7 protein-coding genes are annotated in these 18,065 nt (G+C 71.6%); 6 read left to right on the top strand and 1 reads right to left on the bottom strand.

Going from position 1 to position 18,065, the window contains the following annotated elements:
- Nucleotides 1-1,146, top strand: coding sequence for an acyl-CoA dehydrogenase family protein (locus AB0I43_RS21655; protein ID WP_356975317.1), 1,146 nt, complete (start codon nt 1-3; stop codon nt 1,144-1,146).
- A gap of 214 nt (nt 1,147-1,360) precedes the next feature.
- On the opposite strand, the gene AB0I43_RS21650 is transcribed toward AB0I43_RS21655, so the two are convergent.
- Entirely contained in the window at nt 1,361-2,272 is a 912-nt protein-coding gene (locus AB0I43_RS21650) for a hypothetical protein (protein ID WP_356975319.1), read from the bottom strand.
- Between the two features lie 599 nt (nt 2,273-2,871).
- On the opposite strand from AB0I43_RS21650, the gene AB0I43_RS21645 reads away from it, so the two are divergent.
- The 5 genes from AB0I43_RS21645 (at nt 2,872) to AB0I43_RS21625 (ending at nt 18,061) form a co-directional block, all read left to right on the top strand.
- Complete coding sequence (locus AB0I43_RS21645; protein WP_356975320.1) at nt 2,872-3,591, top strand: hypothetical protein; 720 nt, start codon at nt 2,872-2,874, stop codon at nt 3,589-3,591.
- Nucleotides 3,592-3,672: 81 nt separating this feature from the next.
- Nucleotides 3,673-4,707, top strand: a complete 1,035-nt coding sequence (locus tag AB0I43_RS21640; protein ID WP_356975322.1) for an iron chelate uptake ABC transporter family permease subunit — start codon at nt 3,673-3,675, stop codon at nt 4,705-4,707.
- Nucleotides 4,704-5,759: an iron chelate uptake ABC transporter family permease subunit gene (locus AB0I43_RS21635; protein ID WP_356975324.1), complete on the top strand. Its 1,056-nt coding sequence runs from the start codon at nt 4,704-4,706 to the stop codon at nt 5,757-5,759. Before AB0I43_RS21640 ends, AB0I43_RS21635 begins: the two co-directional genes overlap by 4 nt.
- A gap of 28 nt (nt 5,760-5,787) precedes the next feature.
- Nucleotides 5,788-6,633 carry a siderophore-interacting protein gene (locus AB0I43_RS21630; protein WP_356975326.1) on the top strand — a complete coding sequence of 282 codons (846 nt, stop codon included), beginning with the start codon at nt 5,788-5,790 and terminating at the stop codon, nt 6,631-6,633.
- Between the two features lie 118 nt (nt 6,634-6,751).
- Entirely contained in the window at nt 6,752-18,061 is an 11,310-nt protein-coding gene (locus AB0I43_RS21625; RefSeq protein ID WP_356975328.1) for an amino acid adenylation domain-containing protein, read from the top strand.
- Nucleotides 18,062-18,065 lie beyond the last annotated feature (4 nt).

Here is an 18,065-nt window from a genome sequence, read left to right as displayed (position 1 = left end):
GTGGAGCGCACACTGTTCGAGCCCGAACACGATTTGTTCCGGGAGTCGTTCCGCAAGTTTCTCGATCAGCACGTCGCCCCGAACCACGCGAAGTGGGAAGAGCAGGGCATCGTCGATCGGGCGGTCTGGCTGGAGGCCGGCAAGCAGGGCTTCCTGGGCATGGCGGTGCCGGAGGAGTTCGGCGGCGGCGGGGTCAAGGACTTCCGCTACAACGCGATCGTCACCGAGGAGACGGTCAACGGTCAGTACTCCGGCCTCGGTTTCACCCTGCACAACGATGTGATCGCGCCGTATCTGCTCGATCTGGCCAACGACGAGCAGAAGCAGCGGTGGCTGCCCGGCTTCTGTTCCGGTGAGATCATCACCGCGATCGCCATGACCGAGCCCGGCACCGGATCGGATCTGCAGGGCATCAAGAGCCGCGCGGTGCGCGACGGCGACGACTGGATCCTCAACGGCGCCAAGACCTTCATCACCAACGGCATCAACGCCGACATCGTGATCGTGGTCGCCCAGACCGATCCGGAGAAGGGCGCGATGGGCTTCAGCCTGTTCGTCGTCGAGCGCGGCATGCCCGGTTTCGAGCGCGGCCGCAATCTCGACAAGATCGGCCTCAAAGCCCAGGACACCGCGGAACTCTCGTTCACCGACGTGCGCGTGCCCGGCAAGAATCTGCTCGGCACCGAGGGCATGGGTTTCGTGCACCTCATGCAGAACCTGCCGCAGGAGCGTCTGTCCATCGCCGTCATGGCCGCGGGCGCGATGGAAGCCTGCCTGGAGATGACCATCCAGTACGTGCGCGACCGCAAGGCGTTCGGCAAGCCGATCGGCGCGCTGCAGAACACCCGCTTCGTGCTCGCCGAACTCGCCACCAAGACCACCGCCGTGCGGCTCATGGTCGATCGGTTCATCGAAGACCTGAACGCCGGCAAGCTCTCCGTCGAGGACGCCGCCATGGCCAAGTGGTGGAGCACCGAGGAACAGCTCGACCTCATCAACCGCTGCCTGCAACTCCACGGCGGCTACGGCTACATGAAGGAATACCCCATCGCCAAGGCGTACATGGACGCCCGCATCCAGACCATCTACGGCGGCACCACCGAGATCATGAAGGAGATCATCGGCCGCTCACTGAAGCTGAGCTGAGCGCGCTGACCTGACCTCCCGGCAGTCGCGCTGAACAGGGCGGCGGTGCACCGAATCGGTACACCGCCGCCCTGATTCGCCGTGGCCGCGAATCGTCGTTCGGTCGTAGGTCGAGCCGCTGCTCAGGTGTCGGTTGAACCGCTCAGTCGTTGGTCGGGTAGACCGCAGAGGGGGCGGTGCTTGCGTGACTGCTGCCCGTGAATTGTGCTGCGGGTCAGACGTTGGCGCCGATGAGGCCGCCGACGGTGCCGCCGACGACAGCGCCGCCCAGGGCGGCGGGGATGCCCGCGGCGGCTGCGCCCGCGACACCGCCGAGGACACCGCCGACCGTGCCGCCGACGGTGACGGCGATGACGGGGTTGACGATCCAGACCGGGGTGGTGGCGACGGTGCCGACGAAGGTGCCGGCCGCGGCGCCGGCCACACCGCCGAGGACGGCGGCGGGGATGCCCGCGCCGGCCGCGCCGAGGGCCGCGCCCGCGATGACGCCGGCGGCGATCTTGTCCGAGCGGCTCGGGTCGATGCCGATGGAGCGGCCGCCGGTGGCGATCGCGGCTTCGAGGTCGGCGGCGGTGGTGTTGACCGGGTCGAGGAGGGTGTCGGGCACCGAGTCGGGGACCGGCTGGGTGAAGTCGCCCAGGCGAAGGGTGCGCGGGGGCGGCGCGATCGGGGCGACCGGCGCGACGGGTTCGGGCAGGTGGAGTTCCCGCACGTCGATCGGCGGCGCCTGGGTGGGCGCGGGGATCGGGCGGCGGTTCTCCGGCACGAGGTAGTCGATCGGCGGGCGCGGCGCCGGGGTGGCGATGCCGGGCTGCGCCAGGCTCGGGCGAGTCGGCGCGGGGCCCGGGATCGAGGTGCTCACGCCGGGCTGCAGGGCGGAGTAGCGGGGCGTCTGCTGATCGCCGCCGGCGGCGTTCGGCGCGGGCCGCGTGGGCGGCTGCGGCGCCGGTGACTGCGGAGTTGCCGGTTGATCGGCCGCAGGGCTGGAAATCGGTGCGGGGGCGGCCTGCTGCGGATCGGCGCCCGGAGAACAGGCGACGGCGAGCGCGAGGGGCAGCGCGCCGGCGACCAAGGGGCGGAGGGCGCGTCGCGACGCGCCGGACTGAACTTCTCGCTGCCGACTCACGTCGAAACCTCACCGGGATTGTTAGTTGGAACAGGTCGGCCGCGCGGGCGGCCGCTCGCCGGTGATAGTAGCTGCAAGAAAGCTATACAGCGCAACTTGGGTTGAGATATTCACACGGCGGAACCGGATTGGGCCGACATGCGTCGCTGAACTCTATTGATGCTGCGATGTCGCCTGCGGGTCCATGTCTGTCCGGGAGTTAGCTAGAAACATCGCCGAACCGGCAATACAGCCTGATTGCGCCATGCCTCCATCTCGATATGCGTATCTACGCATGTTTCCGAGGGGTTGCATCGCTACCCGGCGCACGTCGCAGTTCGAAGAAAAGCTGTGACGCCCAGCGGGATCCGGACATCCGCGCGCACGCACCACCTCATAGGCATGTATTCCCTTGGGAGATTTGGCAATTCGTGATCCCACGCAACCCTCGGCAGTCTACGCCGCGAAAGCCCCCCTCGGCTCACGTTCGATGCTGGAAAGGTAGGTCCCCATTGCATTCGCAATCAGGTTAGGCTAACTTTACCGACGCCTGCCAGGTGGTAGCCGAGGCAAGCGCGGACTGTCGAACAGAAGTTAGGAATGGGTACAGCAGGATGAGGATGAGGAACTTCGCTGCGGCGTCGATGATCACGGTGGCCGCCCTGGCCGTCGCCGGCGGAACCGCCGGCGCCGCACCGGCTCCGGCCGCACCGCAGGGTGGGTTCAGCGTGCCGATCGTGCCCGGCGTCATCAACTACACCACGAACAACGACGGCAACTCGGCCACCGTCACCACCGACGCGGGCAGCCTCGAGGTCAAGGACGGACAGTTCCGGATCCTTTCCCCCACCGGCGATATCGTCGGCGGCGTGCCGCTCGAGGTGAACGTCGAGGACATCGTCTACCCGATCAGCGCCACCATCGAGGGCAACAAGGCCACGCTGACCCCGGTCGTCGAGGCCGCGTTCTACCGTCCGGCCGCCTTCGCGCCGAAGGAGATCTCCAACAAGGCCGCCGAGCAGCGCGAGCAGGCCGCGTGGCAGAAGTTCGGTAGCCGCCTGTCGGTCGGCGCCGCCATCGGCGCCATCGTCGGCGCGATCGGCGCGGGCGTCGTCGGCTGCATCGCCGGCGGCGTGCTGGGCCTGGGCCTGACCCTGCCGGTGGCGCTGCTGCTCGGTGGCGGCCCGATCGCCGGCTGCCTCGCCGGCGCCATGACCCTGGGCCCGCTGGGCGCCATGGCTGGCACCATCGTGGTGGGAGCGCCCGTGGCGATCGCCGCGGCGATCGAGTACTTCAACGCCGTGAACGCGCCGCTTCCGCCCGCGGAGCCCGCGAAGTAACGCGTAGTCAGTGCGGTTCCGGCCGGTACACCCTGGTAGGGGTGTACCGGCCGCAGCCGTTTGTTCGAGTAGGAGATGTCAGTGGTCGAAACACCCACGGTCACAGCGGTACCCACCGCCGTGCTGGCGCGCCGGACGCTGTGGTTGCTGGTGGGCGTCGGGGTGCTGGCCACGGTGTGCGTGCTGAGCCTGATGATCGGCGCCCGCGACATCCCGGTGGGGACGGCCTGGGACGCGCTGTGGCACTTCGACGGATCCGACGAGCAGGTGGTGGTGCGCAACCTGCGGCTGCCGCGCACGGTGCTGGCGGTGATCGTCGGTGCGGCGCTGGGTGTTTCGGGTGCGCTGATCCAGGCGATGACGCGTAATCCGCTGGCCGATCCCGGAATTCTCGGCGTCAACGCCGGGGCGGGCTTCTTCGTGGCGCTGGGCGTGGCGGTGTTCGGGCTCACCAGTGTCTGGTCCTACGTGTGGTTCGCGTTCCTCGGCGCGGCCGTGGTGACGGTGGCGGTGTACGCGCTGGGCTCGCTGGGCCGCGGCGGCGCGACCCCGATCCGCCTCACCCTGGCCGGGGTGGCGCTGGGGGCGGTGCTCAGCGGTGTCACGATGGGCCTGATGCTGCTGGACCCCAAGACTTTCGACCAGATGCGCTTCTGGAACGCCGGCTCGGTCGAGGGCCGCGGGCTCGAGATCGTCTGGCCGGTCAGCCTGTTCATCGTGGTCGGCCTGGTGCTGGCGATGGCGGTGGCACGCCCGTTGAACGCGCTGGCGCTCGGTGAGGACCTGGCCCGCACGCTGGGCACCGACATCGTCCGCACCCGCGTGGCCGCGGTGGCCGCGGTCACCCTGCTGTGCGGCGCGGCGACCGCGGCCGCGGGCCCGATCGGCTTCGTGGGCTTGATGATTCCGCATGTGGCACGGTGGATCGTGGGTCCCGATCAGCGCTGGATCCTGCCGTACTCGATGGTATTCGCGCCGATCCTGCTGCTCGTCGCCGACATCGTCGGCCGCCTGGTGGTCCGCCCGGACGAGCTGGCGGTGGGCATCGTGACCGCGTTCGTCGGTGCGCCGGTGCTGATCGCGTTGATTCGACGGAAGAAGGTGAGCGGGCTGTGAGAACCGCGCCGCGAGTGGATTTCGGCCGCCGGACGGTGGTGTTGCGGGCGGGCGAGCGCTTTTCGGTGCGGGTCGGCCTGCGGACGCCCGCGGTGATCGCGGTGCTGCTGGCCGCGTCCGCCGTGGTGGCGGTGCTGGCGCTGGGCACCGGCGAATACCAGCTGTCGCCGGCGACGGTGGTGCGGGCCGTCTTCGGTGACTCGACGCGCCTGGCCGAATTCGTCGTGATGGATCTGCGGATGCCGCGCGTGCTGCTGGCCGTGCTGCTCGGTGCGGCGCTGGGCGCCAGCGGCGCGATCTTCCAGTCGCTGACCCGCAATCCGCTGGGCAGTCCCGATGTCATCGGCTTCAATACCGGTGCCTACACCGGCGCGCTGGTGGTCATGCTGCTCTTCGGCGGCGGGTACCGCGAGACCGCGCTCGGTGCGCTGGTCGGCGGGATCGCCACGGCCGCGCTCATCTATCTGCTGTCCTACAAGGGCGGCATGCAGGGCTTCCGGCTGATCATCGCGGGCATCGCGATCAGCACCATGTTGCAGTCGGCGAATGTCTGGCTGCTGCTCAAGGTCGACGTGAATACCGCGATGGCGGCGGCGGTGTGGGGTTCGGGTTCGCTGACCGGGCTGGATTGGAGTCAGGTCACGCCGGTGGCGGTCGCGCTGGCGGTGCTGCTGCCGGCGGTCTGCTGGCTGTCGTTCCGTATGCCGCTGCTCGAACTCGGCGACGACACCGCCCAGGCGCTGGGCCTGCGCCTGGAACCGACCCGGCTGGCGGCGGTGCTGGTCGGTGTGGCGCTGACCGCGGTCGCCACGGCCGCCGCGGGCCCGATCGCGTTCTTGTCCCTGGCGGCACCGCAATTGGCGCGCCGCCTGACCCGCTCGGCCACGGTCGCTCCGGCGCCGGCCGCCGCGCTGGGCGCGCTGCTGTTGCTGCTCAGCGACTGGATCGCGCAGCGCGCGTTCGCGCCGACGCAGTTGCCGGTCGGTGTGGTGACGGTCTCGATCGGCGGCGCCTACTTCGTCTGGCTGCTCGCGCGCGAGGCCAGAAGGTGAAACGGACTGGATGGAAAGGGAGTTGCCGATGACTGTCAGTGTGCACCGGGAGCGGATCGCGGAGGTCATGGCCGGTTCGGGCGGTGCGAAGGTGCCGTATCCGATCGGTCTGCGGGAGCTGGAGGTGCTGCGGCGGGAGCTGATCGGGTCCGCGCTGCTGCGGCTGACCTTCGGCGGCCCGGAGCTGGCGGGCTTCGAGAGTCACGCGCCGACCGAGCACGTGCGGTTGATCTTCCCGGACGCCGACGGCAGTCTCCGGCTGCCCGAGCAGGTCGGTCTGAGCATGAAATGGCCGCGGCCGCTGCCGATTTCGCGCGAGTACACGGTGCGCCGGTTCGATCCGGCGGCGAACGAGCTGGATATCGATTTCGCGCTGCACCCGGGTGGTTTCGCCGCCGAGTGGGCGGCCGGTGTGCAGCCCGGGACCCGGGTGCACATCGCGGGCCCGCCGGGCGGTCTGGTGGTGCCCGACACCTACGACCGGTATCTGCTGGCCGGTGACATCACCGCCCTGCCCGCCATCGCGCGCTGGCTGGAGACGCTGCCCCCGACCGCGACCGGGTGGGCGTTCGTCGAGGTGGCCGACGCGTCGGAGGCGGTGGAATTGGCCGCGCCGCACGGTGTTCAGGTGGTGTGGCTGTACCGGGAGGGCGTCGCCGCCGGGTATTCCGAGGCGTTGACGCGCGCGGTGCGCGCCGTGCGCGTCCCGGCGGGGGAGCGGCTCTACGCGTGGGTCGCCGGCGAGGCGGTGACGGTGCGCCCGCTGCGCCGGGTGCTGCGCGACGAATTCGGCCTCGCGGCAGCGGATCACCAGGTGACCGGGTATTGGAAGCGTGGCGTCGCCGACTTCGAGGACGCGCACGAAGACGAGTGAGATAGCGCGCGCTCGAACGCTCTAGGTTCCAGTTTCGACCCGGAATAGTTTAGGCTCATTCAGGTTAGGGTTACCTATCTAGGTGGGTAGCCGGGTTCGAAGGACTTAGGAGTTCGGTGTGGGTGCGCTGCCAGTTGAGGGTTCCGAAGCCGGTGGCGTGCAGACGTTCTCGCTGACCGGAGCCCAGCTCGGCATCTGGAACGCCCAGCGCCTGGACCCCGAATCGCGCAGCTACCTGGTCGGCGAGGTGCTCGAGATCTCGGGCCCGGAGGCGATCGACCTCGAGGCGCTGACCGAGGCCATCCGGCGCACCATCGCCGAAGCCGAGACGATGCGGCTGCGCATGCTCGACACCGAGGACGGCCCCCGGCAGTTCGTCAGCGCTGCACCGGCCGAACTGCGGCCGATCGCGGACCTGCGCGCCGAGGCCGACCCCGTCACCGTCGCGCACGCCCTGGTCGACGCCGAACGCAGCCGGGCCTCGGAGTACTGCCGGCACATGATCGACCGCCAGCTCTACACCTATCAGCTGATCCGATTGAGCGACCGCGAGATCTGGTGTGTGCAGCTCTACCATCACCTGATCGTCGACGGGTACAGCGCGGCCATGCTGTCGCGCCGGGTCGCCGCGCACTACACCGCGCTGGTGCAGGAAAGCCAGGTCGCGCCGGTTCCGTTCGGCGCCATCCAGACCTTGGTCACCGAGGACGAGCAGTACCGCGCGGGCGAGCAATTCGAGCAGGACCGCGCCTACTGGCGCGATCTGCTCACCCCGCTGCCCGCGCTGGACGGGCGCGGTGAACGCGTCACCGGACCCGCCGAACGCACCATCCAGGCGCGCGCGGTGCTCTCGGCCGCCGACCTGGGTCAGGTTCGCGCCGTCGCCACCGCCACCGGCACCACCTGGGCCGAAGTGCTCATCGCCTGCTATGCGGGATTCGTGCACCGCCTGCTCGGCGAATCCGACGTCGTGATCGCGATGCCGCTGATGGCGCGCGTCGGCCGGACCGCGCTGACCACGCCCGCCATGGCCGTGAACGTGCTGCCGCTGCGGCTGACGGTGCGCAGCCACGACACCGTGGCGGAACTGAGCAAGCAGGTCGCCGCGGCCATGCGCGGACTGCGCGCGCACCAGCGCTATCGCGGCGAGAACCTGGCCCGCGATCTGGGCGCGGCCGGAACCGGCGCGCTGTTGCACGGCATCGGCATCAACCTCAAGGCTTTCGACTTCGCCCTCGACTTCGCGGGCGCGGTGGGCGTGCTGCGCAATGTCGCCGGCGGGCCGCCGGAGGATCTCGGCCTCACGGTGACGCCGATCGCCGACGGGGCGGTGCAGCTCGGCTTCGAGGTCGATGCCCGCACCAACGACCGCGCGGGCGTGCAGCGCCGCCTGGACGGGCTGGTGCGGATCATCCAGGGGCTCACCGACTCCGGCGAACCCGCGATCGGGCGGGTGGACTTGGCCGCGGCGGGTGAGCCCGCGCGGATTCTCGCCGCGCGGGCGGCGCAGGCCCTGCCCGGCGTCGTCGAGGCGGTGCCCGAGGTCCTGAACCGGCTCGGCGCGCAGTCGCCGGACGACGTGGTGCTGGTGTGCGCCACCCAGCGCCTCACCGCCGCCGAGCTGACCGGTCGCGTGCACCGGCTGGCCCGGGCGCTGCGCTCGCGCGGGCTCGGCCCGGACGACCTGGTCGCGATCGCCCTGCCGCGCACCTCTGATCTGGTGGTGGCGCTGCTGGCCGTGCTCGACGCGGGCGCGGCGTACGTGGCCCTGGATCCCGAGCATCCGGCGCAGCGGCTGCGCGACATCATCGACGACGCGCGACCCGCGCTGGTGCTGAGCGACGACGAACTCGCCGGGCAGCTCGCGGGCGGCGATCGCCCGGAACCGGTCCGGCTGGAAGCGGATTCGTTCGCCGCCGAACTCGCCGCCTACCCGGCCGGCCCGCTGGCCGAGACGGAGCTCGCCGCGCCGCGGTCGCCGGAGCACCTGGCCTATGTCATCTACACCTCCGGGTCCACCGGCGTGCCGAAGGGCGTGCTGGTGCGCACGGGTGGTCTGGCGCATCTGCTGCACCACCACCGGTCCACGATCTACGCCGAGACCGCCGCCGCGGCGGGGAACCGGCAGCTGCACACCGCGCACACCGCCTCCTTCGCCTTCGACTCGTCCCTGGATCAGCTGCTGTGGCTGCTGTGCGGGCACCGCGTGCACGTCTACGACCACGAATTGCAGCGGGACGCGGTCGCGCTGGTCGCCGCGTTCGCGCGCGACGAGATCGACGTCATCGACACCACGCCGTCGATGGCGGCCGCGATGGTCGACAACGGGATGCTCACCGCGGCCCGGCCGCGCCTGCTGGTGGTCGGCGGCGAGGCCGCGCCGCCCGCACTGTGGGACACCATCCTCGACGCCGGGATCGCCGCCTACAACCTGTACGGACCCACCGAGGCCACCGTCGACGCCATCGGAACGCGGGTCACCGGCGCGGCGCCGCGCATCGGGCATCCCCTCGCGGGCACCCGCACCTATCTGCTCGACAGCGCCCTGCGCCCGGTCGCCGACGGCGAACGCGGCGAACTCTATCTCGCGGGACCACAATTGGCGCGCGGCTATCTCGGCCGTCCGGCGGGCACGGCCGACCGGTTCGTCGCCGATCCGTTCGGCGCGGCCGGCGACCGCATGTATCGCACCGGTGACCGGGCCCGCTGGGTGCCCGGCCTGGGCTACGAATTCCTCGGCCGGGGCGACAAGCAGGTCAAGATCCGCGGCCACCGCGTCGAATTGAGCGAGGTGGAGGCGGTGCTCGGCGCGCTGCCCGGGGTGGCGGCCGCCGCGGCGATCATCACCACCGGCACGCCGAACCAGCTCATCGGCTACGTCGTCGCGACGACCGGGCACACCCTGCCCGCCGCCGACGAACTCCGCCGCACGCTGGCCGCGGACGTGCCCGACCATCTGGTGCCCGCCGCGATCGTGTTCCTCGACGAGCTCCCGGTCACCGTGAACGGCAAGCTCGACCGGGCCGCACTGCCGGCCCCGCAACTGGATTCGCACGGCCGCGCCCCGCGCACCGAACGCGAACGGGTGCTCTGCGAGGTGGTCGCCGAGGTGCTCGGCCGCCCGCGCGTCGGCGTGGACGACGACTTCTTCGGCCTCGGCGGCGACAGCATCACCGCCATCAGCGTGAGCAGCCGGCTGCGCGCTCGCGGCCTGATCCTGCAACCGAAAGAGCTACTCGCGCAGCGGGATCTGGCGACCCTGGCCACCCAGGCCGGCGCCGTCGACGCCGACGAGACGCCCCGGACGCCGGACGTCGCCACCGGCACGGTGCCGGTCCCGCCGATCGCGCGCGCCCTGTTCGACCGCAACGCCGACCTCACCGCGGTCGCCGGATACGCCCAGTGGACAGCGGTGCTCGTCGACGAGCCCCTCGCCCTGGCCGACCTGACGGTCGCGGTGCAGACCATGCTCGACCGCCACGACGCCCTGCGCCTGCTGCTGCGCCGCACCGGGGACGCCCCGGATCTGATCATCCGCGATGTCGGCGCGGTCGATGCCGCCGATCTGGTCACCGAGCTGGATCCGTCCGGCACGGCGGACCGGCTGGACGAGCGCGTGCGGCGGCACGCGGAGCAGGCGGCGGGCGAACTCGATCCGCAGACGGGCGCGATGCTGCGGGTGCTGCTGCTGCGCAACGACTCCGGGCCCGATCGGGTGATCGTCGTGGCGCATCACCTGGTCGTGGATGGCGTGTCGTGGCGCATTCTGCTGCCCGATCTGCACGACGCGTGCGACGCGGCGCGGGAGCGGCGGACGCTGCCCGCGTTCCCGGCGAGTACCTCGTGGCGGCGGCACGCGCTGGTGCTGGCCGAGCAAGGGGCGCAAGGGGAACGCCGTGGTGAGCTGGACTACTGGCGGCGGACGCTGGCGGGGGCGGTCCCGCTGGGCGCGCGTGAGCTGTGCCCGGCCCGCGACACCGTCGGCACTGCCGCTCGGACACACACTTTCGCGTCACCGGAGCTGACCCAGGCGCTGCTGACCACGCTGCCCGGCGCGTACCGCGCGCGGGTCGACGAGGTGCTGCTGGCGGCGCTGATGCTGGCGCTGCGGTCGTGGCGGCAGGAACGGGGCGAGCAGGGCGACGCGGCGCAGCTGGTGTCGGTCGAGGGGCACGGGCGTGACCCGCTGCGCGCCGACACCGACTTCGCGCGCACCCTGGGCTGGTTCACCAGCGAGTACCCGGTCCGCGTGCCCGTGGACGCGATCACCGCGGCCGCCGACCTGTCCGACGCGCTGGACGGCGGCGCGGCCGCCGGACGGCTGCTGCGGGCCGTCAAGGAAGCCAAACGGGCCGTCCCCGACGGCGGCGCCGGCTTCGGCGTGCTCCGCTATCTCGATCCCGAGACCGCGCCCGAGCTCGCGGAATACGGCTCGCCGGAACTGCTGCTGAACTATCTCGGACGGTTCCCCGCACTGCCGGGCACCGGATGGCGGCTGCCCGAACAGGATCCGTTCGCGGTCTTCGAACCGGCGGCCAAGGCGCTCTCGGAAGTGCTGGCGCTCAACGTGTTCGTGCACGAGGCGGAAGCGGCGCGGCTGGCGGTCGAGTGGACCGCGGCGGCGAACGTGCTCGACGCCGCCGAGGTGGCGCGGCTCCAGCAGCACTGGGAATTCGCGCTCGAGGCCTTCGCCGCCCACGCGGTGCTCGCCCCCGGCGGCCTGACGCCGTCGGACAGCCCGGAGGTGCAGGTCGACCAGGACGGCATCGACGAACTCGAGGCCGTGCACGGACCGCTGGCCGATCTGCTGCCGCTCTCGCCGCTGCAGGAAGGGCTGCTGTTCCACGCGATTCGCGACGGTGAGAACGACGTCTACACGCTGACCGCGCGCTTCGACCTGACCGGTCCACTCGATCCCGAGCGGCTCGAGTCCGCCTTCGACCAGGTCGTGGCCCGGCATGCCAACCTGGGCGCGGCCTTCCACTACGCGCAGTTCGAACGGCCGGTCCAGGCGATCCCGCGCACCGTGCGGGTGCCGTGGCGGCATGTCGACCTGTCCGCGCTGCCCGCCCGCGCCGCGCTGCGCTCCGCCGACCGGCTCGAGGACGAAGTCGCGGCCCAGCTCTTCGACGTGAGCGCCGCACCGCTGTTGCGCGCCTTGCTGATTCGACTACCGGGCGACGCGCACCGGTTGGTGCTCAACGCCCACCACCTGCTGACCGACGGCTGGTCCACGCCGATCATGGTGCGCGAACTGCTCTCGCTCTACCACGGTGCGCGGGAACTGCCCGCGGCCGCGCACTACCGCGACTATCTGCGCTGGATCGCCGCTCGCGATCACGCGGTGGCGCAACGGATCTGGGGTGAGCGCCTGGCCGGTCTCACGGAGCCGACGCTGGTCGGCGCGCCGGGGGAGCGCGGAGCGCGCTCCACGCTGCGGGTGCCGCTGCCGGCCGAGACGGCGTCCGCGCTGAGCGCGCTCGGCCGCTCCCGGGCCTTGACCTTGAACACCCTGGTGCAGGGCACCTGGGGTGCGCTGCTGGCCGAGCTCACCGGCCGCACCGACGTGGTCTTCGGCGCGACGGTCTCCGGCCGGCCCGCCGACCTGCCCGGCGTGGAAACCATGGTCGGCCTGTTCAGCAACACGATCCCGGTGCGCCTGAGCATCGACCCGGCGCAGCCGCTGCTCGACCAGTTCTCCCGGTTGCAGGAGGCGCAGTTCGCGATCCAGGAGGTCGAGCACACGGGGCTCGCGGAGGTCGAGCGCGTGGCGGGGCTGGGTCAGCTCTTCGACACCCTGGTGCTGTTCGAGAACTTCCCGAATTCCGGACCCGGGCAACCGGATTCCCATGATCTGCGGGTCGCCGGGTTCACCAACCGCGGTGTCACGCACTATCCGATCACGCTGCTCGCCCCGCCGAGTCCGGGGCTGGAACTGATCCTGGACCACGACACCGCCGCGGTTTCCGGTGAGCTGGTGCAGCGCGTGGCGACCCGGCTTGTCGAGATCTTGACGGCTTTGATCGCCGGGCCCGACCAGACCGCCGGGGAACTGCTGACGGCTGCCCCCGATGCGACGGTGCTCGGGTACCAGCGGAGTCGCGCGTCGTCGGCTGACGGTGTTCATCCCGGCGTGCGCCGGGATGACGAGGTGCGTGGGGATGAGGCTGCGCGCGAGGACGTGGGCGGCGAGACGAGTGAATATGTCGATGCCGTCCGCCGTTGTGCCGCACGCGTTCTCGAGGTGTCCGAGGTCGGCCCGGACGACGACTTCTTCAGTCTCGGCGGACATTCGCTGACGGCCATGCGCCTGGTCGGCGCGCTCCGGAAAGTCGGGCTGCGCATCGTTGTGGCAGACATCTTCGACGCGCCGACGGCGCGCGGTCTCGCCGCCAGCGCGGTGGTGGACGAGGCGCGCTGGCGGCGGTCGCGCGCCGACGCGACGGAAACAGCTGGTGAGCAGCGTGTTTCGCGGTCCGCGCCATCGGATTCCACGCTCGGAGCCGGTGATTCGCGGCCCCGGAACGGGAACTCGGTCGACGTCGAGCCGAAGTCGGTGCGCGTCGCCGATTCCGTGCACGGGCAGACCCAGACCACGGCACACGGGTCACCCGACGGTGTTTCCGACGCCGCCAGCGACGGTGCCGCCGTCGATATCCTCTCGGATCCCCCTCGCCGCACCGCGGCCCCGAAGGGCGTGGCCGTGAATTTCGCGGAACAGGTGCGTCGCACCCCGGAGGCCGCCGCGCTGATCAGCGGTGACACCGTGCTCACCTACCGCGAGCTCGGTGCGCGGGTGGACGAGCTGGCGCGCCGGTTGGCGGCGGCCGGAGCCGGGCCGGAACAGGTTGTCGCCGTGGCGCTCCCGCGGTCGGCCGAGCTGGTGGTCGGGTTGCTGGCCGTGCTGCGGCTGGGCGCCGCGTATCTGCCGCTGGATGTGGAGTATCCGGCGCAGCGCCTGGAGTACATGCTCGACGACGCGCGCCCGCGCTGCGTGCTGACCAGCACTGCGGTGGCCGACCGGCTGCCGGGCGCCGCGCCGCGCACGGTGCTGGTGGACCGCGCGGAGACGGCCGATGCCGTCCTGCCGGAGCCGCCGGTCGCGGGCGCGCACCTCGCCTACGTCATCCACACCTCCGGCTCGACCGGCAATCCCAAGGGCGTGCTGATCAGCACCGCCAACCTGGCCGCCTTCGCCGAGACGGTGGTGGCCGACGGCTGGATCCGGCCGGGCGACCGCTTCGTCGCGGTGACCACCGTGTCCTTCGATATCGCGGTGCTGGAACTGCTCTGCCCGCTGACCGTCGGCGCGACGGTGATCGTCGCCGATCGCCCGACCGTGCTCGATCCGGACGCGTTGCACGCCTTGATCGCCGCGCACGACGCGACCGTCGTGCAGGCGACGCCGTCGCTGTGGCGGGTGCTGGTCGAGCACGAGGACGCCGAGCGCCTCGGCGCGGTGCGGGCCCTGGTCGGCGGTGAGGCACTGCCCGCCGATCTCGCCGTGGACATGGTCGCGCACTGCGCCGCCGTGCGGAATGTGTACGGCCCCACCGAGGTGACCGTCTGGGCGACCTGCGCCGAACTGACCGCCGGGGACGAGGTCACCATCGGTGCCCCGTGGACCGACGTGCACGTCCGGATCCTGGACGGCGAACTGCGCGAGGTCGCCGAGGGTGAGCTGTATCTCGGTGGCGCGCAGGTGGTCCGGGGCTATCTGAACCGGCCCGCGCTGACCGCCGGACGTTTCGTCGCCGATCCGGACCATCCGGGTCAGCGCCTGTACCGCACCGGTGACCTGGTGCGCCGCACCGCCGCCGGTCTGCGGTTCCAGGGCCGCGCCGACGATCAGGTGAAGGTGCGCGGGTTCCGCATCGAACTGGGCGAGGTCGAAACCGCGCTGCGGCGCGTACCGGGCGTCTCCGGTGCCGCCGCCTGCGTGCGCACCGATTCCGCCGGTACCGGAAGGCTTTTCGGCTACATCGTGACCGCGAGCGCGCTCGACGCCCAGGACGTGCGGGCGCATCTCGGCACCCTGCTGCCGGAATACATGGTGCCGCAGTCGATCACGACGATCCCGGCGCTGCCGCTGACTCTGAACGGCAAGCTGGACCGCAAGGCGCTGCCGGATCCCGCCGCCGCCCGGCGGGTCGATGATCCGGTTCGGAACGACCCCGCGTCGGACGCGCAACCCCTGCTGACCCTGGACGCCGAAGCCCGGGCCCGCTTGGACGCCCTGTCCCCGGGCTGGGTCGAGGCCCTGCCGCTGGGCCCGTTGCAGGAGGGCATGTACTTCCAGTCGGTGCTGGACAGCGCCGCGGGCAGCGACGCCTACCACATGCAGCCGCGATTCACCTTCGCCGCCACGGAATCCGGCGCACCCGCGGTCGACGTCCCCGCCTTGCGCGCGGCCGCCGACGCGCTGCTGCGCCGCTACCCGAACCTGCGCGCCGGATTCACCCACGCGGGCTTCGCGCAGCCGGTGCAGTTCATCCCGGCCACCGCGCGCCTGCCGTTCCGGGAAACCGACCTCACCGCGGTTCCGGACGCCGAACTCGCTACGGCGCTGCGGGAGCTCGACGCCGAAGAGTTCGCGATCCCGTTCGACTACACGGCGCCGCCGCTGATCCGGATGACGCTGGCCTGGTTGCCGGGCGGCCGGGCCTACCTGGTGTGCACCCAGCATCACCTGCTCACCGACGGCTGGTCGCAGACCCTGATGTACCGCGAGCTGTTCGCGCTCTACGAGCACGCCCGCATCGGCGGCGCCGAGCTGGACTCCGTTCTGCCCGCGCCCGCCGATTTCCGCGACCATCTGCGCTGGCTCGCCGAGACCGACACGGCGGCAGCCGAATCGGCGTGGTCGGCCTATCTGGCCGAGCTGCGCCAGCCCACGCTGGTCGCCACCCAGCGCCCGGCGGAGAAGGCCGAGCTGCCGGTGTTCGCCCACACCGGCCTGTCCGGCGACACCACGCGGGCGCTGCACGCCTTCGCCCGCGAGGCCCGGGTGACCCTGTCGACGGTGGTGTCCACCGCGTGGGGCCTGGCGCTGCGCGCGGCCACCGGTTCCGACGACGTCGTCTTCGGCGCCACCGTGTCCGGTCGTTCCCCGGAGGTCCCCGACGCCGACCGCATGGTCGGGCTGGCGCTGAACACCGTTCCGGTGCGGGTCCGCACCGGCCCGGGCGAACCGGTCACCGATCTGATGCGCCGGGTGTTCCGGGAGCAGGGCCGGCTCACCGAGCATCACCAGCTCGGCCTGGGCCGGATCCAGCGGGCGGCCGGGGTGCCGGCGCTGTTCGACACCCTCACCGTGTTCCGCAACGTGCCCCGCGACACCGCGGCGCAATCGGAGATGTTCCAGCGCAACGGCATCGCGGGTTTCGACGCGATCGACGGCACGCACTACGCGATCACCCTCGACATCGAGCCGGGTTCGCCCAGCACGCCGCTGGCCATCACCTGTGAGCACCGGCCCGACCTGGTCACCGCCGACGAAGCGGCCGCGCTGCTGGGCCGCCTGGTCGCCGTGCTGGAGTTGATCGCGGCGAAATCCACCGCCCGCGTGGCCGACACCGTGGTTCCGGCGGCCACGACTCCGCTGGAGTTCGCTCCGGAGCGGGTCGAGGTGCCGGTGCCCGGCGCGCCGGGCGGCAGCGTCGACGCGCTGCTGCGCGAGCGCGCCGCGGCCACCCCGGACGTCACCGCCCTGGTGTGCGGCGAAGTCGCGCTGACCGCCCGGGAACTCGACGACCGGGTGGATCGGCTGGCCCGCGTGCTCGCCGCCGCCGGTGCGGGCTCCGGCGACACCGTCGCGCTGGCGCTGCCGCGCACCGCGGACCACGTCGTCGCGATCTTCGCGGTCATGCGCACCGGCGCGGCCTACCTGCCGCTGGATCTGGCGCACCCGCCGGCCCGCCTGCGCGACCTCATCGCCGACAGTGCCGCCGCCGCGGTGATCTCGACAACCGAGCAGGCGAGCACCCTGCTCGACGCGAGCCACCACGCCGTGCTGCTCGACGACCCCGCCGTCGCCGATGTGCTCGACGGCCGCGCACCCGCCCCGGCGGTGCCCGAGATCGCGGTATGCGGCCCGGTGACCGCCGATCAGCCCGCCTACGTCATCTACACCTCGGGCTCGACGGGCAAGCCGAAGGGCGTCGTGGTCGGTCATCGCGGCCTGACCGCGATGTACCACAACCACGTCGACGAGATCTTCCGCCCGACCGAGCGCGCTGCCGACCGCGGCCGGCTGCGGATCGCGCACACCGTCTCGTTCTCCTTCGACATGTCCTGGGAGGAGCTGTTCTGGCTGCTGGCCGGGCACGAGGTGCACGTCATCGACGAACGCGCGCGCCTGGAACCGACCGCGCTGGTGCGGCACTACCGCGCCGTGGGCATCGACGTCATCAACGTGACGCCCTCCTACGCCAAGGAACTCATCGCGGGCGGCCTGCTCGACGGCGAGCACATTCCGGCGCTGGTGATCCTGGGCGGCGAAGCGGTGCCCGCCGATCTGTGGACGCGGCTGCGCGAGCAGCCCGGTGTCGACGGCTACGACCTGTACGGGCCGACCGAGTTCACCATCAACGCGATGGGGTCGCCGGTGCAGGGGTCGCGGACGCCGTGCCTGGGGCGCCCGGTCCGCAATGCCCGTGCGCGAGTGCTGGATTCGGGTCTGCGCGAGGTCCCGATCGGCGCGGTCGGCGAGCTCTACATGGCCGGTGACGGTGTGGCGCTGGGCTATCTGGACCGCCCCGGCCTGACCGCCGCCGCCTTCGTCCCCGATCCGTTCGCCGCCGACGGCGCGCGCATGTACCGCACCGGCGACCTGGTGTGGCGCCGGCGCGACGGCCAGTTGCAGTACCTGGGCCGCGGCGATCACCAGGTGAAGATCCGCGGCGTGCGTATCGAATTGGGCGAGGTCGAAGCCGCGCTCACCGCCTGCGACGGCGTGCGGCGGGCCGCGGCCACCGTGCGCCGCGACAGCGCGGGCGCGGCCCGGCTGATCGGCTATGTCGTGCCCGAGCCGGGCTGCGCGCTCACCGATCTGCGTCCGGAACTGCGCAAGCGGCTGCCCGCCCAGCTGGTGCCCGCCGACATCGTGGTGATCGCCTCGATTCCATTGACGCCCAACGGGAAACTCGATCGCGCCGCGCTGCCCGCGCCGCCGGAGCGGACCGTGCGCAACGGTCCGCGCACGGCGACCGAGCACGCGCTGTGCGCGGTGTTCGCCCGGGTGCTGGGCGTCGCGCAGGTCACCGACATCGAGGACAGCTTCTTCGATCTCGGCGGCGACTCGCTGCGGGTGATGCGCCTGGTCGGTGAACTGGAACGGGAATTCGGCGTGACCCTGGCGGTCGGCACGGTCCTGGCCCAGCCGACGGTGGCCGATCTGGCCGCGGTCCTGGAGACCACCCGAGTCTGAGCCC

Origin of the sequence: Nocardia sp. NPDC050435, assembly GCF_040655395.1 — a bacterium.
Taxonomy (GTDB): Bacteria; Actinomycetota; Actinomycetes; order Mycobacteriales; family Mycobacteriaceae; genus Nocardia.
Note: the sequence above shows the minus strand (reverse complement) of the source record. Positions and strands in the feature narration are given on the sequence as shown.